Genomic DNA, 23,874 nt, shown 5'->3' with positions numbered 1-23,874 from the left:
GGCCAGCCTGCCAATTGCTATCGTCTAATCCGACTCAGGCAAAAGGAGGTGGGTGATGTTCAAAGCCAGTCGGGTTCTGCAGGCTAATGTGCTCGACACCAGCGCCGGGGAGTTCTTTCCGCTCATCAGCGCCAACTACTGTGTCGACGAGGCGGCCTGGCTGAATGAGCTGCTGCCGCTGGCCGATCCCGGCGAGGCCGGCATCGCCGCCATCCGCGAGAGCGCCCGTACCTTGATCGAGGCGGTGCGCCGCCGCGGCAATGCCGAAGACACCCTGGATGCCCTGCTGCGCGAGTACAGCCTGGACACCCAAGAGGGACTGATGCTCATGTGCCTGGCCGAGGCGCTGCTGCGGGTACCCGACCCGGCTACCGCCGAGGCGCTGATCCGCGACAAGCTGAGCGCGGCGCAGTGGGCGCAGCACCTCGGCCACAGCGACAACCTGCTGGTCAATTTCGCCGCCTGGGGTTTGCTGATGACCGGCCGGCTGGTCAGTCCGGAAAGCGCCGACGGGCGGCCGAAGAAGGTGATCGGCCGGCTGCTGCAGCGCTCCGGCGAGCCGGTGATCCGCGCTGCGCTGAGCCATGCGATGAAGCTGATGGGCAACCAGTTCGTCCTCGGTCGCAACATCGCCGAGGCGTTGCGCAACGCGCGCCGGGCCCGCGAGCGGGGCTACGGCCACTCCTTCGACATGCTCGGCGAGGCAGCCCTGACCGAGGGGGCCGCCGAGCGCTTCCTGACCGACTACCGCCTGGCCATCGAGGCCCTCGGGCGCGAACCGCAGGTCGGGAGCGGGCCACGGCCGTCGATCTCCATCAAGCTCTCGGCGCTGCACCCGCGCTACGAGGCGGCCCAGCGCCAGCGGGTGCTCGTCGAGCTGTTCGCCAACGTGCGCGAACTGGCCGAGCTGGCCCGTTCGGTGAATGTCGGCATCACCATCGATGCCGAAGAGGCCGACCGTCTGGAATTGTCCCTCGAGTTGTTCGAGAAGCTGCTTTGCGACCCGACGATCCGCGGCTGGGGCGAGTTCGGCCTGGTCGTGCAGGCTTACTCCAAGCGGGCACTGCCGGTGCTGGTCTGGCTGACCCTGCTCGGCCGCGAGCTGGACACACGCATCCCGGTGCGCCTGGTCAAGGGCGCCTACTGGGACAGCGAGATCAAGCAGTGCCAGATGCAGGGACTGGACGGCTACCCGGTATTCACCCGCAAGGAGGGCACCGACACCTCGTACCTGGCCTGCGCCCGCTATCTGCTCAGCGACCAGACCCGCGGAGTGCTCTATCCGCAGTTCGCCACCCATAATGCGCATACCGTCGCCAGCATCCTGGCCATGGCCGGCGAGGCGCGCCCGCCGCGCGACTTCGAGTTCCAGCGCCTGCACGGCATGGGCGATGCGCTGTACGACTGCCTCCTCGAGCGGCAACAGGCCAAGGTGCGCATCTACGCGCCGGTGGGGGAGTACCGCGAACTGCTGCCCTATCTGGTCCGCCGCCTGCTGGAGAACGGCGCCAACTCCTCGTTCGTGCACCGGCTGGTCGACCCGCGGATTCCGGTGGAGACGCTGATCGAGCATCCGGTGGAGCTGCTGCGCCGCTGCAGCAGCCTGGCCAATCCGCGCATTCCGCTGCCGGCGGATATCCATGGCGCGGAGCGGAAGAATTCGCGAGGCATCAACCTGAACGTGCGCAGCCAGTGGGAGCCGTTCGAGCGGGCCCTGCGGGTGCAGCTGGAGCATCGCTGGCAGGCGGCGCCGCTGGTCGACGGTCAGGTCCTCGCCGGCGAGGTGAGCGAGGTGCGTTGCCCCCAGGATCTCGACCGGGTGGTCGGCACCGTATGGTTCGCCGGCGCCGAGCTGGTCGGCACGGCCATGGAGCGGCTCGCCGCCGCCTGGCCGCGCTGGAACGCCACGCTGGTGGAGCAGCGTGCCACGATTCTCGAGCGGCTCGCCGAGCTGCTTGAGGAGCACCGCACCGAGTTGGTGGCGCTGTGTATTCTGGAAGCCGGCAAGACCCTCCAGGACAGTCTCGACGAGGTGCGCGAGGCGGTGGATTTCTGCCGCTACTACGCCCGCCAGGCACGCCTGAGCCTGGGGCGCACGGAGCTGCGCGGGCCGACCGGCGAGCGCAACGAACTCTTCTACGAGGGACGCGGCCTGTTCGTCTGCATCAGTCCGTGGAATTTCCCCTGGCGATCTACCTGGGACAGATCGCCGCCGCGCTGGTCGCCGGCAACTGCGTGCTGGCCAAGCCGGCCGAGCAGACCAGCCTGATCGCCGCGCGTGCTCTGGAGCTGCTGTTCGCCGCCGGCCTGCCCAAGGAAGCGATCGCCTTCCTGCCCGGCGACGGCCCCGCCTTGGGTGCCGCCTGCTGCGCCGATCCGCACCTGGCCGGCGTCTGCTTCACCGGCTCCACCGAGACCGCACGGCTGATCAACCGCCGCCTGGCCTGGCGCGATGGGCCGCTGGTCACGCTGATCGCCGAGACCGGCGGGCAGAACGTGATGATCGTCGACTCCACCGCGCTGCCCGAGCAGGTGGTCAAGGACGCTCTGCATTCGGCCTTCACCAGCGCCGGGCAGCGCTGCTCGGCACTGCGCGTGCTGTACCTGCAAAACGAGATCGCCGGGCCGGTGCTCGGCCTGCTCCGGGGCGCGATGGCCGAGCTGCGGGTCGGCCTGCCGCAGCGCCGCGACAGCGATGTCGGGCCGTTGATCGATGCGCAGGCCCGCCAGGCGCTACTGGAGCACGTCGATACGCTCAAGGAGGAGGGACGCCTGCTTGCCGAGGCAAGCCTGCCCACCGGTCTGAACGGTCATTTCCTCGCCCCGGTGGCATTCGAGATCGGCGGTATCGGCGAACTCAAGAAGGAGCATTTCGGCCCCATCCTGCATGTGGTGCGTTATGCCGCGGAGGAGCTCGATCAGGTGGTCGCGGCGATCAATGCCAGTGGCTACGGCCTGACCCTCGGCGTGCACAGCCGCAACGAGGCGACTGCCCGACGCATCGAGGCGCTGACCCGGGTCGGCAATCTTTACATCAACCGCAACCAGATCGGCGCGGTGGTCGGCGTGCAGCCCTTCGGCGGCTGCGGCCTGTCAGGCACCGGGCCGAAGGCCGGTGGGCCGAACTACCTGCTGCGTTTCGTCCACGAACGCTCCACCGCGGTGAACACCGCCGCGGTGGGCGGCAATGCCTCGCTGCTGTCGCTGACCGACGGGGAGTGAGCGTGCACTTTCCGTGATCGCCTGCGCTCCCCGGCCGGCGCTGGGGAGCGAGACAGCTTTCCGCTAGTTTCGCACAGTCGCCGGAGCCGCCTGGCAGAGGCTGTTCTGCCCCTGCAGGTAGGGCTGGAGGATTGGCGCCATGCCCTTGAGCACCTGCACCGGCAGCGCCGAGGTGAAGCGGAACTTCTCCGCAGCGCGACCGGGGACGTAGGCGGTGAGGGTGCCGAAGTGGTTCGGGCCGAGGTAGAAGACGAAGGTGGCGGTGCGGTTCAGCGCCTGCGAGCTGACCACGTAGCCGCCACGGGCGACTCGCTGGATACGGTTGTCGCCGGTGCCGGTCTTGCCGCCGACGGTCAGCGTCGTGCCGTCGGCTTGCAGGAAGCTGCCGTGCAGGCGCCGTGCGGTGCCGTTCTCCACCACCTGGGCGAGGGCGCCGCGCAGGGCCGCGGCGATCTCCGGGGCAAGTACCCGGCGGGCGCGGTCCGGGGCGAGGCCGAGGCGGGTCTCGTAGGGCGTGTCAACGGCGAACTCCATGCTGTCGATGCGCACCACCGGCAGGCGCACGCCATCGTTGAGGATGATGCCGATCAACTCGGCGAGCGCCGCCGGACGATCGCCCGAGCTGCCCAAGGCGGTGGCCAGCGAGGGCACCAGATGGGGGAAGGGGTAGCCGAGCCGCTGCCAGCGCTGATGGATGTCGAGGAAGGCCTCCACCTCCACCATGGTGCGGATGCGGCTGTCCCGGGCGCTGCGGTGCCGGCTCTTGAACAGCCAGCTGTAGACTTCCTGGCGCTCGTCGCGGCTGGCCTCCACCACCTCCTGGTAGCTGGCCGCCGGATGCTGGATCAGGTAGCCCAGCAGCCACAGATCCAAGGGGTGGACGCGGGCGATGTAGCCTTGGTCGGGCAGGCTGAAGGCACCGGGACCGTAGGTGCGGTAGAGGCTGTCGAGGCGCTTCTCGGTGAGGGTGCGGTCGTTCGGTAGCTGAGCGCGCAGGAAGGCGTCGAAGGTGGCGCGGTCGCTCTGCGGCAGCAGGTAGCGGTGCACCGCGGCGAGCCGCACCGGGGTCACGCGCAGGCCCTCCAGGAAGGTGGCAAGGCGCTCGTCGCTGCTCTTGCCGCGGTACTTGTTCCAGAAGCGGCGCAGGTACACCGTGCCCTCGCGGTCGGCGAAGCGGGTCAGGTACTCCAGGCGGCGCGGATCCTGGTCGTCCTTGAGCAGGGCGACGCTGTTGTTCGGCGACTGGTAGATGGTGTAGCGGACGATGTCGCGCAACAGGCGTACGAACGGCAGGTTGATCGATTCGCGCAGTGCTTCGCGCATGGTCGGCCGGCGACCGTTGTCCTCCTTGCGGAAGTTGGCGAAGGTGTGCAGGCCGCCGCCGGTGAAGAAGCTCTCGCCGGGGCTTGCCGAATAGCGCCGCTCGAGGGCGGCATCCAGCATGGCCGGCAGGCTGCCGCTCGGATTCATCGTCAGCCACTCGAGCGCCCACTGGGTCAGGAAGTCCAGCGGCTCCACCTGTTTCGCCGCCGCCTGCAGCGTCGCCCGGTCCTGCCCGGCGAAGCGTGCGTGCAGCTCGGCGATGATCTCCAGGTAGGTGGTCAGCACCCGCAGCTTGGCGGTCGAGCCCAGCTCCAGCTTGCTGCCCTCGTTGATGTCGAAGGGCTGCGCGGTGCTGTCGGTCTGCACCCGCACCAGGAAGCTGTCGCCGCTGCGCTCGAACAGCGTGAAGCTGTAGCGCACCTCGGCGGTTTTCTCCGGCGACAGCAGGCGTTCGCCGAACAGGCCGACGCGTTCGGCGAAGGCTGGATCGGCCAGTTGGCTCAGATACTGGGTGACGGCGTCCTGCAGTTCGCCCTGCAGGGGCGTGCTGGCGGACAGGTCGAAGCGGTCGAGGTCGTACAGCGAGCGCTGCAGCAGAGTGGCCAGACGACTGCGGGCGACGCTGATGCCTTTGGTGGTCTCGATGGGCTGGACCGCAGGCTCCTGCATCCAGTCGCGGAACACGGGGCGCTGGCCCAGAGCGGCTTCGGCCAGGCTGGCATCGATCAGCCCGCCGTTGCGCAGCAGGCGGATGTGGCTGTCGGTGAGGGCAGCCAGTTCTTCGCGTCCGCCGATCAGGTAGTGGGAGGGCCGCCGCTGGGCGATCAACAGCGAGAGCACCTGGCGCAGCGCCAGGCCGCGTTCGGCGGGGCTGGCGTCCTCCGAGGCGAGCAGCCGGTTGACCTGGGCGAAGTCGGCGCCGTACCAGACCCGCAGGCCGTCGGCCAGGCCGTGCACCTCGCCGTAGCCGGGCGCGGCGGCGAGCGGCACGCTGTTCAGATAGTCGCGCACCACGTTCTTGCGTGCCTCCATCGTCTGCGGGCCGTCCTGGTAGGCGCGCACGCTGGCGGAGAACATCTGCCGCAGTTTTTCCATGGCCGAGTCGGTCTGCCCGTCGGGGGAGTGTCGGTATTTCTCGATCTGTGTGGCCAGGGTACTGCCGCCAGCCGATTGGCCGGAGAAGCCGAACAGCTCGCGGACCTGCGAAAGTGCGGCCTTGGCGAAGCGCGGCCAGTCCACCGCGGGGTTGGCCAGTGGCTGCGTGGGGTCGAGCAGATGGCGGTTCTCGATGAACAGCAGGCTGTGCACGACCAGCGGCGGAATGCCGGCGTAAGCGGCGTAGTACTCCTTCGGCAGGCGGTAGCTGTAGAGCGGCACGCCGCGGCAGTCGCTGATGGTCAGCCCGGCCTGGGGTTTTTCCGCATAGGGCGGGAACAGGCGGCGGCGGCTGTAGTCCAGCAGCGGCTGGGAGAAGCGCGCCTGGCGGGTGATCTCGAAGCCCCGCTGTTCGAGACGCGGCAGCCATTCGGGCAGCGATGCGTAGCCCAGGCGACGGTCGTAGGGGCCGTTTTCGGGAAAGTGGATCGCCGGACTCGGGCCATCACCCACCGAGTAGCTGAGGGTGGCGGCGTAGCGGCTGAACTCCCGGGCCTGCAGGCGCGAGGTCTGCATTTCGGAATAGAGCAGCATGCCGAGCACAGCGGCGGCGGCCAGCACCAGCAGCCAGAACAGTAAGCGCCAGCGCAGTCGGCGTGGCGGAGGGGGAGCGGAGGTCGGCAGGTCGTGCTCGGGAAGCGCGGATCGTTGTTCGTCTCTCTGCCAAATTACACCCATATCGACCTGTACCTGGCGGTTCCCGCCTGTCTGCTTGTCCGTCAGATGATTAGCTTAGCCGTTGCCCGCAGGCCCCGGGGAGCCTCTTTTACCGGCCTTTTGTGCTTCGTCTCGCTTTGTCGGGGGACGGCCGTCGTTCAGCGGTCTTTCTGGGCCGCGCTGACCCCCTCCAGGGTAGCGAAGGAGGTGTCCTTGGCGGTCAGCAGGAAGTCGCGCATGAAAGGAGCATCCAGCATGTCGGCGCGGATCGCCGCATGCAGCGTGGCGTACAGGCCCTTCTCGCCGAGCCGCCGGGCGGTGACATAGCCGCGCGAGCTGTATTCGTGCAGCGCCCAGTTCGGCAGGCAGCAGACCCCGCGTCCGGAGGCCACCAGCTGCAGCATCATCACCGTCAGTTCGGCGGTGCGCACGCCGGCCGGCTCGACATCGGCCGGGTCGAGAAAGCGCGTGAAGATGTCCAGACGATCACGCTCCACAGGGTAGTGGATCAATACTTCCCCGGCCAGATCAGCAGGTCGGATGTATGGCCTGGCGGCCAGTGGGTGCTGGTTGGCCACGGCGAGCAGCGCCTCGTAGGTGAACAGCGGCACGTAGGCGATACCGGGCATCTCCTGTGGGTCGGAGGTCACCACCAGGTCGAGATCGCCACGGGTCAGGGCCGGCAGGGGGGCAAAGGGGAAACCGGAGGCAAGATCCAGTTCGACTTCCGGCCAGGCATCGCGGAACTGATCGATGGTCGGCATCAGCCACTGGAAGCAGCTGTGGCACTCGATGGCCATGTGCAGGCGGCCGGCGGTGCCGCCGGCCAGGCGCGCGAGGTCGCGCTCGGCGCTGCGCAGTTGAGGCAGCAGGGCATCGGCCAGCTGCAGCAGGCGCAGCCCGGCGCTGGTGAAACGCAGCGGCTTGGTCTTGCGCACGAAGAGCTGCAGGCCTAGGCGATCCTCCAGCTCCTTGAATTGGTGGGACAGTGCCGACTGGGTCAGGTGCAGGCGCTCGGCGGCTTCCACCAGGCTGTCGGCTTCGCGCAGGGCGTGCAAGGTGCGCAGGTGGCGCAGTTCGAGCATAGGGACCTCGCATGAAATTTTATAAAGTTAATCAAGAATAAGCTGAGTTTGTCTCATGCTCGCCGCCTTGTCGACAATGCCGCCTTCACTGACATGGAGAACGGCACATGGCTCTGGCTCATACCCTCGGATTCCCCCGCATCGGCCGCAATCGCGAATTGAAACAGGCCCTCGAAGCCTACTGGCAGGGCCGGCTGGACGAAAACGGCCTACGGGCGGTCGGTCGCTCGCTGCGCGCCGCCCACTGGCAGATGCAGCAGGATGCCGGCATCGAGCTGTTGCCGGTCGGCGACTTCGCCTGGTACGACCAGGTGCTCGCCCATTCGCTGATGGTCGGCGCCGTACCCAAGCGCTTTCGGCCGGCCGACGGCCGGGTCGGCCTGGATACCCTGTTCGCCATGGCGCGCGGCAGCGGCACTCAGGCGCTGGAGATGACCAAGTGGTTCGATACCAACTATCACTATCTGGTCCCCGAGTTCAGTGCCGACCAGCAGTTCCGCCTGAGCTGGGAGCAGCTGTTCGAGGAAGTGGCCGAGGCCCGGCAGTGGGGCCGCCGGGTCAAGCCGGTGCTGATCGGTCCGCTGACCTATCTCTGGCTGGGCAAGGTGCGGGATGGCTCATTCGACCGGCTGGAGCTGCTCGAGCGTCTCCTGCCGGTCTACGGGGAGATCCTCGGCCGACTCGCCGCGCTGGGGGTGGAATGGGTGCAGATCGACGAGCCGATCTTGGTGCTGGATTTGCCGCAGGCCTGGAAGAGTGCCTTCGAGCGTGCCTATCACCTGCTCCAGCAGGCACCGCTGAGGAAACTGCTGGCGACCTATTTCGGTGCGCTGGACGACAACCTCGCTCTGGCGACGAGCCTGCCGGTCGACGGCCTGCACATCGACCTGGTCCGAGCCCCGCAGCAGCTGGCCGGGGTTCTCGACCGCCTGCCGCCTTACAAGGTGCTGTCCCTCGGCGTGGTCAACGGCCGCAACGTCTGGCGTTGCGATCTGGAGCAGGCCCTGGAGCCGCTGCAGTCGGCTGCCGGGCGTTTCGCCGAGCGGCTGTGGGTGGCCCCGTCCTGCTCGCTGCTGCACAGCCCGATGGATCTGGCCCAGGAAAGCGAGTTCGATGAGGAACTGAAGGGCTGGTTGTCCTTCGCCGTGCAGAAGTGCGAGGAGGTGGCCGTCCTGGCGCGGGCCGTCGAGGAGGTCGGAGCGCTCGAGGTGCAGGCGGCGCTGGCCGAGAGCCGGGACGCCTTGGCGACGCGCCGGCAGTCGCCGCGCATCCACAAGCCGGCCGTGCAGGCCCGTCTGCAGGGCATCGGTGAGCGCGACTGGCGGCGCCCGACAGCGTTCAGCGCGCGCATCGGCAAGCAGCGCGCGCGGCTCGGCCTGCCGCCGTTCCCCACCACCACCATCGGCTCCTTTCCGCAGACCGCGGACATCCGCCAGGCGCGCCAGGCCTTTCGGCGCGGAGAGCTGGACGAGACCGGCTATCGCACGGCAATGCGCGAGCAGATCCGTCGGGCGGTCGAGGTGCAGGAGCGCCTCGGGCTGGATGTGTTGGTGCATGGCGAGGCTGAGCGCAACGATATGGTCGAATACTTTGCCGAGCAGCTGGACGGCTATGCCTTCACCCGTTTCGGTTGGGTGCAGAGCTACGGCTCGCGTTGCGTCAAGCCGGCGCTGATCGTCGGCGACATCCAGCGGCTGCGGCCGATGACGGTGGAGTGGAGCCACTATGCCCAAGGCCTCACCGACAAGCCGATGAAGGGCATGCTCACCGGTCCCGTGACCATGCTGATGTGGTCCTTTCCGCGCGAGGATCTGTCAGGCGAGCAGCAGGCATTGCAGCTGGCCCTGGCGATCCGCGACGAGGTACATGACCTGGAGGCCGCCGGCATTCGCATCGTGCAAATCGACGAAGCGGCCTTCCGCGAGGGCCTGCCGCTGCGCCAGGCCGAGCGCGGGCATTACCTGGACTGGGCGGTACGGGCTTTCCGCCTGTGCAGCGCGGGGGTGCGCGACGAGACGCAGATCCATACCCACATGTGCTACAGCGAGTTCAACGACCTGATCGAAGCCATCGCGGCCCTGGATGCCGACGTCCTTTCCATCGAGGCTTCGCGCTCGCAGATGGAGCTGCTCGCCGCCTTCGAGGCGTTCGCCTATCCCAGCGAGATCGGCCCGGGAGTCTACGACATTCATTCGCCGCGGGTGCCGAGCCCGGAGGAGATGCTCGCGCTGCTGCGCCAGGCTGCCGAGCGCATCCCCGCAGAGCGCCTGTGGGTGAACCCGGACTGTGGTTTGAAGACGCGCGGTTGGGAGGAAACCGAGGCGGCACTGGCCAACATGGTAGCGGCAGCGCAGGCGCTGCGCGTGTCTGGCGGCCAGGCATCCGAGCGCAGCGTCTGAGCGGACCGGGGGCCGATCCAGCAGCCTACCGTCTGGCAGGCTTCATCAAATTGTCATGGTTTTGTGGTAACGCGCTTGAACGAACATCCGCACACTTCTGCTCGAATGGAGTTCTGTTTTTCGGGTGTTTGCGATGCGTATATTCGTCTTTCTGGCGGTTCTGCTGTGCGGCCTGCCAAGTCTGGCGGCATCCCGCTGCGATCTGCAGGCGCCGGCGGCCATAGCCGATGTCGGCGCGGTGCGGCTGGCCTACCAGAGCATCGGCCGCGAGTCCGACCCGACGCTGCTGCTGATCATGGGCCTCGGCGGCCAACTGATCGACTGGCCCGACGAGGTAGTGCTCCGCCTGTGCCGGCAGGGCTTTCGGGTGGTTCGTTTCGACAACCGCGACGTGGGTCTTTCCACCTGGGCAGGGGAGGTGCCGCAGGCCAGCCTGACCTACGGACTGCTGCGTTACCGGCTCGGGCTGCCGGTATCCGCCCCTTATGCCCTGCGTGATATGGCTCGCGACACGCTGGCGCTGATGGACCGGTTGCAGGTGTCGCGTTTTCATGTGCTGGGCGTCAGCATGGGGGGCATGATTGCCCAGCACATGGCCGATCTGGCTCCGGAGCGGGTGCAAAGCCTGACGTTGGTGATGACCAGCTCCGGCGCGCTGGGCCTGCCGGGCCCCAGCGAGGCGCTGCTGAAACTGCTGGCGCAACGTGGGGCGGACAGCCGCGAAATGGCGATCGAGCATCAGGTCGAGCTGCTCGCTGCGCTCGGTAGCCCACGGGTCGATGTAGACCGCGACCAGCTCCGGCGACAGGCGGCAGCGGCTTACGACCGCGCCTTCAATCCGGAGGGCACCAAGCGGCAGATCCTCGCTCTGCTCGCCGAGCCCAGTCGTGTCGAGCTGCTCGAGCGCCTCCGCCTGCCGACCCTAGTGGTACACGGGACCGCCGATCCGCTGCTGCCGGCGATGCATGGCGTGCATGTCGCCGCGCATGTCCGGGGCAGCGAGTTGCGGCTGATCCCCGGGCTGGCCCACCGTTTCCAGGAGTCCTTCAAGGAGCCGCTGCTGGCGGCGGTGCTGCCGTATCTGCGCAGCCTGCGTCGGGAGAGCTCTCTGGCCCGGCTATAGTCGTGGACTGCCTGATGGCCGGCCGTTCGCTCAGATACTCGGCGAGCCGTCGCTGTGCGGCCGGTGGCAGCAGCAGACCGAGTTTGGTGCGGCGCCAGAGGATGTCGTCGGCCTGCTCGGCCCACTCCTCGCGGCACAGGTAGTCCACTTCCCGGCCGTACAGTCCGCCGCCCAGGTGTTCGCCGAGATGGGCGGGCTGGCTGGCGCCTTCGAGGAGGCGATAGGTGCGGCTGCCGTAGGTATGGGCCCAGCGCTGGGCAAGTCCGTCGGGAAGCCAGGTGAACTCCTGCAGCAGGTTGCCGGCCAGAACATCCGGATCGTCCAGCTCTTCGCCGCCGGGCAGCGCCGTGCCGGCGGTCCAGCTCGGCCCCATCGGCGGCAGGAACGGTGCGAGCTTCTCCAGCGCCGCCTCGGCGAGCCGGCGGTAGGTCGTCAGCTTGCCGCCGAACACCGACAGCAGCGCAGCCTGCCCCTGCTCGGTGGAGAGGCTGAGGCTGTAGTCGCGGGTGATGGCGGCCGGGTCGGGCGATTCGTCGTCGAGCAGGGGGCGTACGCCGGAGAAGGTATGACGGATGTCGCTGCGTTGCAGTGGCCGCTTGAAGTGGGCATTGACCACCCGCAGCAGGTAGTCGATCTCTGTTTCGCTGATGGTGGCCTGCGTCGGGTCGCCGGCGAATTCCCGGTCGGTGGTGCCGATCAGGCTATAACGCTGCAAATAAGGGATGACGAAAACGATGCGCCGATCCTCGTTCTGCAGAATGTAGGCTTCGTCGCCCTCGTAGAGTTTGGGGGCGATCAGGTGGCTGCCTTGGACCAGGCGGATGCGATGAGGCGGATGCTGATGCAGGGCGTCCTCGATGAAGCGGGTCACCCAGGGACCGGTGGCGTTCACCAGCGCTCGGGCGCGCACACTGTAGCGCTGGCCATCGGCCCGTTGCAGCTCGATCTGCCAGAGGCCTTGACGGCGTTGCGCGGAGAGGCAGCGGGTCCGGGGGCAGACGGTTGCACCTCTTTCCCGGGCGGCCATGGCGTTGAGCATCACCAAGCGGGCGTCGTCCACCTGGCAGTCGGCGTATTCGAAGCCGCGGCGGATTTCCGGCTTGAGCGGACTATCCGCCGTGAAGCGGACCGCCTGAGAGGCAGGCAACTGCCCATGACCGCTCAGGCGGTCGTAGAGGAACAGGCCGGCACGGATCAGCCAGGCCGGGCGCAACTGAGGGCGGAGGGGAAGGACGAAACGCATCGGTCGAACGATATGCGGTGCCTTGGCCAGCAGTACTTCACGTTCGGCTAGCGCCTCGCGCACCAGGCGGAACTCGCCCTGTTCGAGATAGCGCAGGCCGCCGTGAATCAGCTTGCTGCTGGCCGAGGAGGTGTGTGCGGCCAGGTCGTGCTGCTCGCACAGCAGGACACGCAGGCCGCGCCCGGCGGCATCGGCAGCGATGCCGACGCCGTTGATGCCGCCGCCGACCACGGCCAGATCGTAGAGCGGGACATCGGATGTGGTGGAAGAGGCTGGGGAGTTATTGTCCATTTCGGCTAAGGTAACGGTTCAATGACCCCCATTTTCCACTTTTGAACATGACTCCCGCCATCGATCTGCTGAAAAAAGCCCGTGCCGAGTTCCGCATACACAGTTACGTCCATGACCCCAAATCTGCCTCCTACGGCCTGGAGGCGGCTGAAAAGCTGGGTTTGCCGCCTGAGCGAGTCTACAAGACGCTGCTGGCCGCGACCGACAAGGGCGAGCTACTGGTGGCGGTGGTGCCGGTTGCCGGCACTCTGGATCTGAAGGCCCTGGCCGCCGCTGCTGGAGTCAAGAAGGTCGATATGGCCGATGCCGGGGTCGCCCAGCGCAGCACCGGCTATCTGGTGGGGGGATCAGCCCGTTGGGGCAGAAGAAACGACTGCGCACCTTTATAGACGAATCGGCCCGGGCTTTCCCGAGCGTCTTCGTCAGTGCCGGCCGCCGCGGACTGGAAGTGGAGCTGGCAGCAGAGGTGTTGGCCGAGCACTCCCGGGCGAGTTTTGCGGCTATCGGACGCTGACCTGCTGCCATTCATTTGGTTAGCGATCAGTTCGTCTCGCTGTAGCGACGTACCCCGGAGCTGGCCAGATCGGGTTGAAGGGTGTCGTCGCTTTGGGAGGGGAAGATCACCAGATGCTCGGCTGCCACGCTGATGCCCACCTGCTCGCCGGGTAGATGGTCGATATGGCTGGGAAAGATGGCCTCCAGCGGGCTGCCGGTGGGCAGCTGCAGGCGATAGAGGGTCGAGGCGCCGAGGAAGGTTTTGCCGGTGATAGTGGCCTTCAGCTCGCTGTAGGGGGTGTAAACGATGTCATCCGGGCGCAGCAAAACCTCCACGGAGCTGCCGGTCGGGCAGGTGTAGGCACGGTTGCCCTGGATCAGGCCGAGCTCGGTCTGCACCGTCTCCGGGGTCAGCAACTGGCCGCGGATGAAATAGCCCTGGCCGACGAAACTGGCGACGAAGGGGGTAAGTGGTTCGTGGTAGAGGTTGTAAGGGGTGTCCCACTGTTCCAGGTAGCCATTCCTGAATACTCCGACGTGGTCGCTGACCGCGAAGGCTTCCTCTTGGTCGTGGGTCACCAGTACCGCACTGGTGCCGCGCGCTTTGAGGATATCGCGCACCTCGTGGCTGAGCTTGCGACGCAGCTCCACATCCAGGTTGGAGAAGGGCTCGTCGAGCAGCAGTAGTTGCGGCTCCGGTGCCAGGGCGCGGGCAAGCGCCACCCGCTGCTGCTGTCCGCCGGAAAGCTCGTGGGGGTAGCGCTGTGCCAGAGGGGCGAGCTTGACCAGCCCCAGCAGCTCGGCGGTGATGCGCTCACGTTGCGGATGCTTACGGATGCCGAAAGCGACATTCTCCGCCACAGTGAGGTGCGGGAATAGCGCATAGTCCTGAAATACCATGCCGATGCGACGTCTTTCCGGTGCCAGGGTGAAACCGGCGCGAGAGATCACCTCGCCGGCGAGCTGGATCTCGCCTTCCTGCACCGGTTCAAAACCGGCGATGGCGCGTAGGGTGGTAGTCTTGCCGCAACCGGAGGGACCGAGCAGGCAACCGATATCGCCGGCATTGAGGTGCAGGTTGATTTGCTGGACAACCTTGTGGCCTTGGTAACCACAGACGAGATTGCGCAGGTTGAGCAGGAGGGCATGGGTCATGCGTGGTGGTAGGCCGGCTCGATGAGAAACTCCAGCAGCGCTTTCTGCGCGTGTAGGCGGTTTTCCGCTTGGTCCCAGACTACCGAGCGCGGGTCGTCGAGCAGGTCGAGGCTGATCTCCTCGCCGCGATGGGCTGGCAGGCAATGCATAAACAGGACATCGCCGGCTGCGAGGTCAAGCAACTCGCCGCTCACTTGGTAGGGCTTGAAGAGCGCCAGCCGGTCTTCGGCTTCCGTTTCCTGGCCCATAGAAGTCCACACGTCGGTGCTGACCAGATGGGCGCCGACAACCGCTTCGTGCGGATCGCGGACGATGTGCACGCGCTCTGGGGCAATGGCGATAAATTCTGGTTTGGGTTCGAAACCCTGCGGACAGGCGATCCTGAGCTGGAAATCGAATTGCCGGGCAGCTTCGATATAAGTGTTGCACATATTGTTACCGTCGCCGATCCAGGCGACGGTTTTGCCTTGGATCGAGCCTCTGTGCTCGAAAAAGGTCTGCATGTCGGCCAGCACCTGACAGGGATGCAGGTCGTCGGACAGGCCATTGATGATGGGTACCTGGGAATTCTCGGCGAAAGTCGTCAGCGTACTGTGGGCAAACGTGCGGATCATCACGGCATCGAGCATGCGTGACATGACGATAGCTGTGTCGCTGATGGGCTCGCCGCGATTCAGCTGGCTGTCCCGGGGCGAGAGGAAAATGGCCTGGCCACCGAGCTGAATCATCCCTGCTTCAAAGGACAGCCGAGTGCGGGTCGAAGCCTTTTCGAAAATCATGCCCAGCACGCGGTTTTTCAAGGGCTCGAACAGAGCGCCACTGTTGCGCAGATCCTTCAGCTCAATGCCGCGACGAATCAGGTTAGCCAGCTCCTGGGGCGTGCAGTCCATCAGTGAGAGAAAGTGCCTTGCGCTCATCATCGGTTCCTTTCTTATATCAGTACGAGCTGCAGGTTAGGCGTGGATATCCACCAGAAATAACTGTGCCTGCAGCGGCCACTCAAGGGGTGGCGAAAACGGGAAAACGGCGATCTTATAGGGAAAAGGTAAAATCGCGCAAACGGCCCTCTCGAAAGATTAAAGCAAAGTCCATGCCTTTGTTTTGATAGGCAGGGCTTGGATCCAAGAAAGCTTCGGGAAGGCTGAGCGCAGAGCTCGGTTTTCCGTTACAATGCCGCCAATCGTGCCGACTTCGTCGGAAAGCCCAGCCGAGGTGACCCCAATGGATATCATCGAAACCATCAAAGAGCAGATCGCCAGCAACGATGTATTGCTGTATATGAAAGGCTCGCCGAATGCGCCGCAGTGCGGCTTCTCCGCTCGGGCCGCACAAGCACTGATGGCCTGCGGCGAGCGTTTTGCTTATGTCGACATCCTGCAGAATCCGGAAATTCGCGCCAATCTTCCCAAGTACGCTAACTGGCCGACCTTTCCGCAATTGTGGGTTAAAGGCGAGTTGATCGGTGGTAGCGACATTATTCTCGAGTTGTTCGAGAAAGGGGAGTTGCAGCAGATCGTAAAGGGAGCAGCCGATAAGGCGGACGTTTGACGCAGCGGAGGGCTAAAGCTTTCTAGTACAGTCAATGGATTGAAAGTCGGATCCTTGCAAAGAAGACTTGAAAAACGCTTCTATCGAAAGATGGGGGCGTTTTTTGTTAGTAAATATTCGAATCAAAATTAGGTGGGACGTTTTGTTTACTTATCCTAATTTTAGATGGCAATTTACTAAGCCTTCGTATTTGCACCGTGCGGTCGACGTGCAGTAGATGTGGGCGGGCTTGAGGTTTGCTCTTACTGTTCTCTTCTGGCCTTTAACAAGGTTTGTCTATAAAAGTAGACGCCCCGAGCGGCTCGGGGCGCGTGTTGATTGGTAGAGCGACGGTAGCTGTCGTGTAGCAGTTACAGCCTTGTTCACTCGTCCATCTGGGACTGCAGATAGTTTTCCAGCCCAATTTTATCAATCAAATCTAGCTGGGTTTCCAGCCAGTCGATGTGTTCCTCTTCGGATTCGAGAATATCCTCCAGTAGTTCGCGGCTGGCATAGTCTCCAACGCTTTCGCAGTAGGCAATGGCGGCTTTCAGGTCGGGTAATCCTGCTTGCTCGAGTTTCAGATCGCACTCGAGCATTTCCTTGGTGTGTTCGCCGATCAGAAGTTTGCCCAGCTCCTGCAGATTAGGCAGGCCTTCGAGAAACAAAATTCGCTTGATCAGCTTATCGGCATGCTTCATCTCATCAATGGACTCGTGATATTCATGCTTGCCGAGCTTCTCTAATCCCCAGTCCTCATACATGCGAGCATGCAGAAAATACTGATTGATCGCGACCAACTCATTGCCGAGGATCTTGTTGAGGTGTTGGATGACTATCTTATCGCCTTTCATATCCATTCCTTTTGAATTGGGATGTTGATAAGGCAGTTTGGTCTTTTGAGTTGGATATGTCAAAAGCTAAGTGATTAAGTCTAAGAGAGAATAAGTCTCTAGTGCGACTGTTTGCTCAAAGGTCGACAGGCTAGGATTAAGGCAGGTGTAATACAGGAAACCGGATTCTGTAATGGCCGGTTTCCATCAGATATCAAGAGGCCGCCAGTACTGCCGGGCAGAAGGTTGCATCCTGGGTATTTTGTGCTTCTTCACCAAGAGTTTCACGCGCGATCTGCTTGGCTACACAGGCGCACTTGCCACACTGAGTGCCGACGCCAAGAGCAATGCGCACATCACGATAAGAGCAGCAGCCGCCTTGGATGGCATTGCGGATTTGACCATCGGTTATACCTTGGCAAAGACATACGTACATAGGCGCCTCTGTTCGGCAAGTAATGACGTGATATTTGGATCCTAATCTTAATGAGAATGATTGTCAAAGGTTTGGCTGGCCGCTGGTCGGCCTAGGCTCTTTAGGTCTAATGGAGCCTTCTTTCAGGGGGGCTTTTGTCTCTTGAGGCCTTGTGATGTGCGCGGTTGAAATCAGGTCATGGGGCATTGCGCGATTGGCTCACCCTTTGAATTTTATATGCCTTTGGCCACTGGGCGAGCGAACACTTAGGAGCTAAGGCTTCGATGTGGTTGGGGGCATCCGGGCGCTGCTTATGGAGAGATCTACCAGAGGCAGCGCTCGGGTGGACAATAGGGGACTTCTCGTTCTATTCAGCTAACTCGGGAAGGGGGGGCTGCTTGCCTCCAGGGTACTTATGTCTCATCCGAGCTTCCGTGGTGAAGTGTCATCAGCTTGGCTGCTGGGCAAAAGAATTAAGTTCTTATAATCGCGGAGGCGATAGCTTTATTTGCTCAGGCTAAATCTACCCAGCCGCCCATTTCTTTCCAGCGATTGACGATTCCACAGAACAACTCTGCGGTTTTTTCTGTATCGTAGCGCGCTGAATGGGCCTCTCGGCCATCAAATTCTATACCTGCACTCTGGCAGGCCTTGGCAAGCACAGTCTGACCGTAGGCAAGACCGGCCAGGGTGGCCGTATCAAAGCTGGAGAAGGGGTGGAAAGGGTTGCGTTTGATATCACAGCGGGCCACAGCGGCATTAAGGAAGGCTAGATCGAAGCTGCTGTTATGGCCTACCAAAATGGCGCGCTTGCATCCGTGAGATTTCACCGCCTTGCGTACGCCGCGAAAGATTTCCTGCAGTGCATGATCTTCGCTGACTGCCATGCGCAAAGGATGGTCCAGTTTGATGCCAGTGAACTCCAAAGCGGCTGCTTCAATATTGGCGCCCTCAAAGGGCTCAATTCGAAAGAAGTGGCTGTGTTCGGGAAATAGGAAACCCTGCTCGTCCATACCAATAGTAATGGCTGCGATTTCCAGCAAGGCATCAGTAGTGCTATTGAAGCCGCCTGTTTCGACATCCACAACGACCGGCAGGTAGCCGCGAAAGCGGTACGCCATAGGGTGGCGTGACGCAATGATGGTGCCAGAGGATTCGAGGAGTTCGTCGAAGCGTTTTTCCGTCACGTATTTTCCTCCAGCAGACGCCAGCGCAATTTCTCTCCTGCGCGCAGCGGAACCAAGGTGTGTTCGCCAAGCGTCAAGCTGGCCGGTGCCGTCCACTCTTCGCGGATTAGTGTAATGTGATCTGTATTTCGGGGCATATCATAAAAGTCAGCGCCATGGTGACTGGCAAAGGCTTCTAGACGGTCCAAAGCGTTTTGCTGTGCGAAGGCTTCAGCATACAGCTCAATGGCTGCGTAGGCTGTATAACAGCCAGCGCAACCGCAGGAAGTCTCCTTGGCGAGGCGGGCATGAGGCGCTGAGTCGGTGCCAAGGAAGAATTTCGGATTGCCGCTAGTGGCTGCATTCAGCAGGGCCTCTTGGTGTGTACGGCGCTTGAGAATCGGCAAGCAATAAAAGTGCGGACGAATGCCGCCAGCCAGCATATGGTTGCGGTTATACAAGAGGTGATGAGCAGTAATAGTGGCGCCGACATTATCGCTATTGGCCTCCACAAACTGTACGGCATCAAGAGTGGTAATGTGTTCGAACACCACTTTAAGGTTGGGAAAGCGCTCGACTATGCGGATCAAATTTTCATCGATGAAACGCTTTTCACGGTCAAATACGTCGATTTCGCTGTGAGTCACCTCGCCGTGCACCAGTAGCGGCAGTCCTGCCTCGGTCATTGTTTCCAGCACTGCAAAGATATTGTCGATGCTGGTGACTCCAGCGTCCGAGTTAGTCGTAGCTCCTGCAGGGTATAGTTTGGCTGCATGCACAAAGCCACACGCCTTGGCCTTTCGGATGTCTTCCGCGGTGGTCTTGTCCGTGAGGTAGAGGGTCATCAATGGCTCGAAGCGACTGGTTGCAGGGCGCGCAGCCAGGATTCGCTGCCGATAGCTATCTGCTTCGGATGCAGTGCGAACGGGTGGAATCAGATTGGGCATGACGATGGCACGACCAAAAGCGCGTGCTGCATCAGACACGGTTCGTATCAGGGCTGCACCGTCGCGAAGATGGATATGCCAGTCGTCGGGGCGCAGCAGTGTCAGTCGATCGGGCATCGAAGCTTCCAAAGAGTTGAGGCTGTTGTGCATCCTACCGGAAAAGGCTCCAGGCAGCATCTTGCTGATTGCGGCTGAAGAGGTCGTGGCTCTGTAAAAGGTTGGGTATCGCCGCTACAATCAATACCTTTTCGTAAACCCCGTGGAGCTGATGGCATGGCGGACGTGAAAAAGGTTGTTCTGGCATATTCCGGTGGCCTGGATACCTCTGTGATCCTTAAGTGGTTGCAGGATACCTACAATTGCGAAGTGGTAACCTTTACTGCTGACCTGGGGCAAGGCGAAGAAGTCGAACCGGCGCGAGCCAAGGCACAGAAGCTAGGCGTCAAGGAAATTTTTATTGACGACCTGCGCGAGGAGTTTGTGCGTGACTTCGTTTTTCCTATGTTCCGTGCTAACACTATCTACGAAGGCGAGTATCTGCTTGGAACATCCATCGCTCGTCCGCTGATTGCCAAGCGTCTGATCGAGATCGCTAATGCCACTGGTGCTGACGCTATCTCTCATGGTGCTACCGGTAAGGGCAATGATCAGGTGCGCTTTGAGTTAGGTGCTTACGCGCTGAAGCCGGGCGTAAAAGTTATCGCCCCCTGGCGTGAGTGGGATCTGTTGTCCCGTGAAAAGTTGATGGATTACGCCGAAAAGCACGGGATTCCGATTGAGCGCCACGGCAAGAAGAAGTCGCCGTATTCTATGGATGCCAACCTGCTACACATTTCCTATGAAGGTGGTGTGCTAGAGGATACTTGGGCCGAGCACGAAGAAGACATGTGGCGTTGGACCAGGTCTCCTGAGGCTGCTCCAGAAATTCCAACTTATATTGAGTTGACTTACTATAAGGGAGACATTGTCGCTATCGATGATGTAGAAATGGCTCCGGCTGCGGTGCTAACCAAGCTGAATCAGATTGGTGGCGAAAATGGTATTGGTCGTCTAGATATCGTCGAGAATCGCTATGTTGGCATGAAGTCGCGTGGCTGCTACGAAACTCCTGGTGGCACCATCATGCTTAAGGCTCATCGCGCCATCGAGTCGATTACTCTCGATCGCGAAGTAGCTCATCTAAAAGACGAGCTAATGCCCAAGTACGCCAGTCTTATCTACAACGGCTATTGGTGGAGTCCGGAGCGTCTGATGTTGCAACAGATGATCGACGCTTCTCAGGTTTATGTGAACGGCATAGTTCGCCTGAAGCTATATAAAGGTAATGTTATTGTGGTTGGCCGCAAGTCTGATGACTCGCTTTTCGACGCCAATATTGCGACCTTTGAAGAAGATGGTGGTGCTTACAACCAGGCTGACGCTGCGGGTTTCATCAAGCTTAATGCGTTGCGTATGCGCATTGCTGCCAACAAAGGGCGCAATACCTGAGTTGGCCAGAGGTGAGCGAGCTCTTGTGGGCGGGGCTTGCTCCGCTCGCACAGGCGTGGGGCGTGAGCGCCTTCGCCTGCCGAGTCACGCTTCCTTTCAGGTCGGGGGCGGTAACGCGTTGTCGGGTGGAAGAGCGGACTTATACGGGCCTTGATCTCCTGCAGGAATGAGGTCCACAGCGTCTGTGCTGCCTCGATGGATGCACCGGTTATCCAGTCTCTCTCAAGCAAAGGGATGCTATCGGCTCAGGCGCCAGCTAAGAGCGGCTAACAAAACCATCCTTAGCTCCGGCCCGGAGTGAGACAATCCGGGCATGAAGCATCGAATTCAAATCAGCGAAGAGCTCTGGTCGCGCATCCAGCCACTGCTGCCTGCAGTGAAACGATCTCCCAAGGGCGGGCGGCCACGGTTAGATGATCGGCGCGCTCTCAACGGCATCGTGTTCGTACTGAGCACGGGCATTCCCTGGGAAGACCTGCCCCAGGAGATGGGCTGTGGCAGTGGCATGACCTGCTGGCGCAGGTTGCGGGACTGGCAGGAGGCTGGCGTCTGGCAGCAGTTGCATCAATGGCTGCTGAACGAGCTGCGACAGGCGGACAAGCTCGACCTGAGCCGAGCCAGTATTGATGGTGCCTGCGTCGCCAGCCCCCGGGGGGTCGGAAACAGGCCCTAACCCGACAGATCGAGGCAAACTCGGCAGCAAACGCCACCTGATCCCTGACAGGAGCGGTACTCCGCTGGCGCTGTGTGTCACCGGAGCCAACCGCCATGACTCCATCGTGTTCGAGTCACTGGTCGATGCCCTGCCTGCCATCCGGGGCAAGCGCGGCCGACCAAGCTGCATGCTGATAAGGCTTACGACTGCCGACGCTGTCGCGAGCACCTGCGCCAACGGGGCATCAAGTCCCGCATTGCGCGCAAAGGTATCGAGAGCAAGGAACGGCTCGGTCGGCACCGCTGGGTCGTCGAGCGGACCCACGCCTGGCTGGCGGCCATGGGCAAGCTACGAACGCGCTTCGAACGGCGGCTGGATATTCATCTGGCCTTGTTATGTCTGGGGTGTTGCGTAATTTGCATCAGACAATTAGCGAGGTTTTGATAGCGGCTCTAAATATGCAACTGTAGTGCTATTAAAGCCTTTTTTATCCGGACCAACCATAACTGCAATGACAGATATAACGTTCACATTCGGTGGGTGGAAATCGCCCTAGCAAGGTGCCGATGGCTGACCACGGGGAGTCGACCGTGCGGGCGGCGGCTCTGTGCGGCAGTGCCTTCAGCTTCGCGAGCACCTGCTTGATTGGGGTGTAGTCCGGATATACGGCGGCAAATAGCGAAGCTCGACACCGCGCGCCTGCTGGAGTCTCTCGCGCAACGGCTCTTGGCAATTCGCCGGCGGTATCTCGCCTATTCTCCCCTTGGCGGGGCTTCATCTACGTGCCCTACGTTATCGCCGTATTTGTCCGGTGGATCGTCGGCTGGCGGGTATCCGACCCGGACAGGCTTCGTCCTCGGTGCGTTGGGGTAAGTGTTGTACACCCGCTGCTCCGTCAGTCAGAACGGACTCATTCATTACAGCTATCGCGGGGGCGATAGGCAGCCTGGACGACTCCTATAACAATGCCCTGGCCCAAACCATCAATGGCCTGTACAAGGCCGGAGTGATCTGCCGGCGGTTGTGGAAAAATCGCGAGGCAATGGAGCTGGCCACGCTGGCTTGGGTGGGCTGGTTCAACCACCGCCGACTCCTGGAGACCATCGGCAACATTCTGTCCGTCGAGGTTGAGCCCCTTTGCTATCGACAACTTTGGGTAATTTTTAGCCTTTTCGGACCAAAGTAGGTCTGATCTCCTGGCTCGGAGTCTGCTTTAACAGTTTGAAAAGCAAGGGGTTAAGGTCTTCAGTCCGGTGGTTGTAACGGTAGCAAACCCCTGCCAAGTACAGATGAAAATATTGCCAGGGCACACCATGGTGCGGATACAGCCAGTTCTTGGTGTGGCTCTAGGAGCTCTCAATACCGTTGATGTGATCGCGCCCGACCGGCCGTCCCTTCTCCTTGCGGATCATCACATGCTTGCCACGCAGCTTCAGCGTGGCATAGGCCTGCCATTCGTCCGTGTAGTACAGAGTGCCCTCGCGGGTGTGCGCTTCGATCGCGCGTATGATCGACAGCCGGTCGTGCGCCGGGATCGGCATGGCCTTGACCTGGCGTTACGTTTGACCAGTCCGGCCGCGATCACCTTGCCGGCGGCGCCCTGGCCCTGCTTGCTCTTTCTGGCTCGGCCAAAGGTGGTTTCGTCGTATTCAATAGCCCCCGCGAATGGCTTGCGAAGCTGCTCGGCCTGCGCACAGCAGGCTCTCTGCTGGTGATAAAGCTCTCCCGAGCTGAGGTGCTGGCATCCCTACGAAAGCGCTGCCGATACGACAACACGCCAAGTACGAACAACTCCAGCAAGCGGCGCTTGGTAGCCGATGGCAATCGCACCGAATCCCTGGCCGACGTCTAACTGAAACGCTGGCCACGGGCGCGACACTTCAGACGGCTATCGGATGGCTGGTAATGCCTGATACCTTCACATGAGAGGGGCATCGCTTCATGACCAAATCTTCTTGGATTTGGTCTGGTTTGGCTAGGTTCTGTTGACGCAAGCCCAGTGCTAAAACTGGGCTTTTGCCATGACTGACAGAAGCCGTCTGAGCGATACCGACGGGTCCCGTATCCAAAGTCTGCTGAGCGCCACGAAGGGGATCCGGCTGACCCGCACTCTCGGCTGTCGCCGCTTTGTCGAGGCGGTGCTCTGGATACTACGCAGCGGCGCTCAATGGCGGATGCTGCCTCGTTGCCTCGGCTCCTGGAACAGCGTTTTCAAACGCTTCACCCGCTGGTGCCGGCTCGGCATCTGGGACCGGCTTCACTCGGTACTGGCTCGGGACGCCGACCTTCAGCACGTCTGCATCGACAGCTCCGTCGTGCGTGCCCATGCCTGTGCAGCCGGGGCGGCCAGCAGTACTGCGGCCCAGGAGGCACTGGGGCGTTCGCGAGGAGGCTTCAGCAGCAAAATCCATGTGTTGACCGATGCGCTGGGGTTACCGATTCGCTTCATCCTGACGGAAGGCCAAGCGGCCGATATCAGCCAGGCGATCCCACTCATGGCGGGGATCGCCACGTCGGCACTGCTGGCCGACAAGGGCTATGACGCCAACCCGCTTCTGGCCTGGCTGAAGGAGCGCCAGATCCAGGCCGTCATTCCCGCCAGGCGGAACCGCATCGAGCAACGCTCCTGCGACTGGCATCTCTACAAGGAGCGGCACGTGATCGAGTGCCTGTTCGGCAAGCTGAAGCACTACCG

General features: G+C 62.4%; 15 protein-coding genes and 4 pseudogenes (1 of these 19 running past the window's edge). 9 read left to right on the top strand and 10 right to left on the bottom strand.

All coding sequences use genetic code 11. The features are described 5' to 3' along the window. The first annotated feature begins 55 nt into the window (after positions 1–55). Positions 56–3,222, top strand: a pseudogene (gene putA, locus Atro_RS07295) (bifunctional proline dehydrogenase/L-glutamate gamma-semialdehyde dehydrogenase PutA). 63 nt (positions 3,223–3,285) lie between these two features. Here putA and Atro_RS07290 read toward each other — a convergent pair. Together Atro_RS07290 and metR are read right to left on the bottom strand one after the other, a co-directional pair. After that, on the bottom strand, positions 3,286–6,378 hold the full coding sequence (locus Atro_RS07290; protein ID WP_497927050.1) for a transglycosylase domain-containing protein: 3,093 nt from the start codon (positions 6,376–6,378) through the stop codon (positions 3,286–3,288). A 137-nt stretch (positions 6,379–6,515) separates the two neighbouring features. Then, positions 6,516–7,442, bottom strand: a complete 927-nt coding sequence (gene metR / locus Atro_RS07285) for a transcriptional regulator MetR (RefSeq protein WP_497927049.1) — start codon at positions 7,440–7,442, stop codon at positions 6,516–6,518. 107 nt (positions 7,443–7,549) lie between these two features. Between metR and metE the strand changes: the two genes are divergently transcribed. Both metE and Atro_RS07275 read left to right on the top strand, forming a co-directional pair. Beyond that, complete coding sequence (gene metE, locus Atro_RS07280; RefSeq protein WP_497927048.1) at positions 7,550–9,841, top strand: 5-methyltetrahydropteroyltriglutamate--homocysteine S-methyltransferase; 2,292 nt, start codon at positions 7,550–7,552, stop codon at positions 9,839–9,841. Positions 9,842–9,974: 133 nt separating this feature from the next. Next, entirely contained in the window at positions 9,975–10,964 is a 990-nt protein-coding gene (locus tag Atro_RS07275; RefSeq protein ID WP_497927047.1) for an alpha/beta fold hydrolase, read from the top strand. Here the strand turns inward: Atro_RS07275 and glpD are convergent. Next, positions 10,888–12,498, bottom strand: coding sequence for a glycerol-3-phosphate dehydrogenase (gene glpD / locus Atro_RS07270; RefSeq protein ID WP_497927046.1), 1,611 nt, complete (start codon positions 12,496–12,498; stop codon positions 10,888–10,890). The genes Atro_RS07275 and glpD overlap by 77 nt on opposite strands. 47 nt (positions 12,499–12,545) lie before the next feature. On the opposite strand from glpD, the pseudogene ybaK reads away from it, so the two are divergent. Next, positions 12,546–13,012 (top strand): annotated as a pseudogene (ybaK, locus tag Atro_RS07265) (Cys-tRNA(Pro) deacylase). Positions 13,013–13,038: 26 nt separating this feature from the next. Here the strand turns inward: ybaK and Atro_RS07260 are convergent. Both Atro_RS07260 and argF read right to left on the bottom strand, forming a co-directional pair. Beyond that, positions 13,039–14,148: an ABC transporter ATP-binding protein gene (locus Atro_RS07260; protein ID WP_497927045.1), complete on the bottom strand. Its 1,110-nt coding sequence runs from the start codon at positions 14,146–14,148 to the stop codon at positions 13,039–13,041. Beyond that, complete coding sequence (gene argF / locus Atro_RS07255; RefSeq protein ID WP_497927044.1) at positions 14,145–15,065, bottom strand: ornithine carbamoyltransferase; 921 nt, start codon at positions 15,063–15,065, stop codon at positions 14,145–14,147. The genes Atro_RS07260 and argF overlap by 4 nt, the downstream gene beginning before the upstream one ends. 304 nt (positions 15,066–15,369) lie before the next feature. On the opposite strand from argF, the gene grxD reads away from it, so the two are divergent. Further along, positions 15,370–15,696, top strand: coding sequence for a Grx4 family monothiol glutaredoxin (gene grxD / locus Atro_RS07250; RefSeq protein ID WP_497927043.1), 327 nt, complete (start codon positions 15,370–15,372; stop codon positions 15,694–15,696). Positions 15,697–16,058: 362 nt separating this feature from the next. Here grxD and bfr read toward each other — a convergent pair whose 3' ends face one another. The 4 genes from bfr to pyrC form a co-directional block, all read right to left on the bottom strand. Continuing rightward, a complete protein-coding gene (gene bfr, locus Atro_RS07245) occupies positions 16,059–16,529 on the bottom strand; it encodes a bacterioferritin (protein WP_497927042.1) in 471 nt (156 codons plus the stop codon). A 193-nt stretch (positions 16,530–16,722) separates the two neighbouring features. After that, entirely contained in the window at positions 16,723–16,944 is a 222-nt protein-coding gene (locus Atro_RS07240) for a bacterioferritin-associated ferredoxin (protein ID WP_497927041.1), read from the bottom strand. Positions 16,945–17,435: 491 nt separating this feature from the next. Further along, positions 17,436–18,044 (bottom strand): ribonuclease T, encoded by a 609-nt coding sequence (rnt, locus tag Atro_RS07235; protein WP_497927631.1) that lies wholly within the window; start codon positions 18,042–18,044, stop codon positions 17,436–17,438. A gap of 62 nt (positions 18,045–18,106) precedes the next feature. Beyond that, positions 18,107–19,153, bottom strand: coding sequence for a dihydroorotase (pyrC, locus tag Atro_RS07230; protein ID WP_497927040.1), 1,047 nt, complete (start codon positions 19,151–19,153; stop codon positions 18,107–18,109). A gap of 156 nt (positions 19,154–19,309) precedes the next feature. Between pyrC and Atro_RS07225 the strand changes: the two genes are divergently transcribed. The 3 genes and pseudogenes from Atro_RS07225 to Atro_RS07215 form a co-directional block, all read left to right on the top strand. Next, positions 19,310–20,524, top strand: coding sequence for an argininosuccinate synthase (locus tag Atro_RS07225; protein WP_497927039.1), 1,215 nt, complete (start codon positions 19,310–19,312; stop codon positions 20,522–20,524). Positions 20,525–20,837: 313 nt separating this feature from the next. Continuing rightward, positions 20,838–21,623: pseudogene (locus tag Atro_RS07220) on the top strand (IS5 family transposase). 314 nt (positions 21,624–21,937) lie between these two features. Continuing rightward, positions 21,938–22,365 (top strand): annotated as a pseudogene (locus Atro_RS07215) (transposase domain-containing protein); the annotation flags it as partial. A 160-nt stretch (positions 22,366–22,525) separates the two neighbouring features. On the opposite strand, the gene Atro_RS07210 reads toward Atro_RS07215, so the two are convergent. After that, positions 22,526–22,720, bottom strand: a complete 195-nt coding sequence (locus Atro_RS07210) for a hypothetical protein (protein WP_497927038.1) — start codon at positions 22,718–22,720, stop codon at positions 22,526–22,528. A 480-nt stretch (positions 22,721–23,200) separates the two neighbouring features. On the opposite strand from Atro_RS07210, the gene Atro_RS07205 reads away from it, so the two are divergent. Next, positions 23,201–23,874 carry the 5' portion of an IS5 family transposase gene (locus tag Atro_RS07205; RefSeq protein ID WP_497924510.1) on the top strand. 85 nt of this gene lie beyond the right edge of the window, so only the first 674 of its 759 coding nucleotides appear in the window; it begins with the start codon at positions 23,201–23,203; the stop codon falls past the right edge of the window.

The organism is Azotobacter tropicalis (assembly GCF_059739045.1).
This window is presented reverse-complemented; position numbering and strand designations above follow the sequence as displayed.

Bases quoted from the DNA above. Each gene is read 5' to 3' on its own strand.
- grxD (WP_497927043.1), top strand. From the start codon at position 15,370: ATGGATATCATCGAAACCATCAAAGAGCAGATCGCCAGCAACGATGTA.
- Atro_RS07275 (WP_497927047.1), top strand. From the start codon at position 9,975: ATGCGTATATTCGTCTTTCTGGCGGTTCTGCTGTGCGGCCTGCCAAGT.
- Atro_RS07210 (WP_497927038.1), bottom strand. From the start codon at position 22,720: ATGCCGATCCCGGCGCACGACCGGCTGTCGATCATACGCGCGATCGAA.
- metE (WP_497927048.1), top strand. From the start codon at position 7,550: ATGGCTCTGGCTCATACCCTCGGATTCCCCCGCATCGGCCGCAATCGC.
- Atro_RS07260 (WP_497927045.1), bottom strand. From the start codon at position 14,148: ATGACCCATGCCCTCCTGCTCAACCTGCGCAATCTCGTCTGTGGTTAC.
- argF (WP_497927044.1), bottom strand. From the start codon at position 15,065: ATGAGCGCAAGGCACTTTCTCTCACTGATGGACTGCACGCCCCAGGAG.
- bfr (WP_497927042.1), bottom strand. From the start codon at position 16,529: ATGAAAGGCGATAAGATAGTCATCCAACACCTCAACAAGATCCTCGGC.
- rnt (WP_497927631.1), bottom strand. From the start codon at position 18,044: ATGGCGTACCGCTTTCGCGGCTACCTGCCGGTCGTTGTGGATGTCGAA.
- metR (WP_497927049.1), bottom strand. From the start codon at position 7,442: ATGCTCGAACTGCGCCACCTGCGCACCTTGCACGCCCTGCGCGAAGCC.
- glpD (WP_497927046.1), bottom strand. From the start codon at position 12,498: ATGGACAATAACTCCCCAGCCTCTTCCACCACATCCGATGTCCCGCTC.
- Atro_RS07240 (WP_497927041.1), bottom strand. From the start codon at position 16,944: ATGTACGTATGTCTTTGCCAAGGTATAACCGATGGTCAAATCCGCAAT.
- pyrC (WP_497927040.1), bottom strand. From the start codon at position 19,153: ATGCCCGATCGACTGACACTGCTGCGCCCCGACGACTGGCATATCCAT.
- Atro_RS07290 (WP_497927050.1), bottom strand. From the start codon at position 6,378: ATGGGTGTAATTTGGCAGAGAGACGAACAACGATCCGCGCTTCCCGAG.
- Atro_RS07225 (WP_497927039.1), top strand. From the start codon at position 19,310: ATGGCGGACGTGAAAAAGGTTGTTCTGGCATATTCCGGTGGCCTGGAT.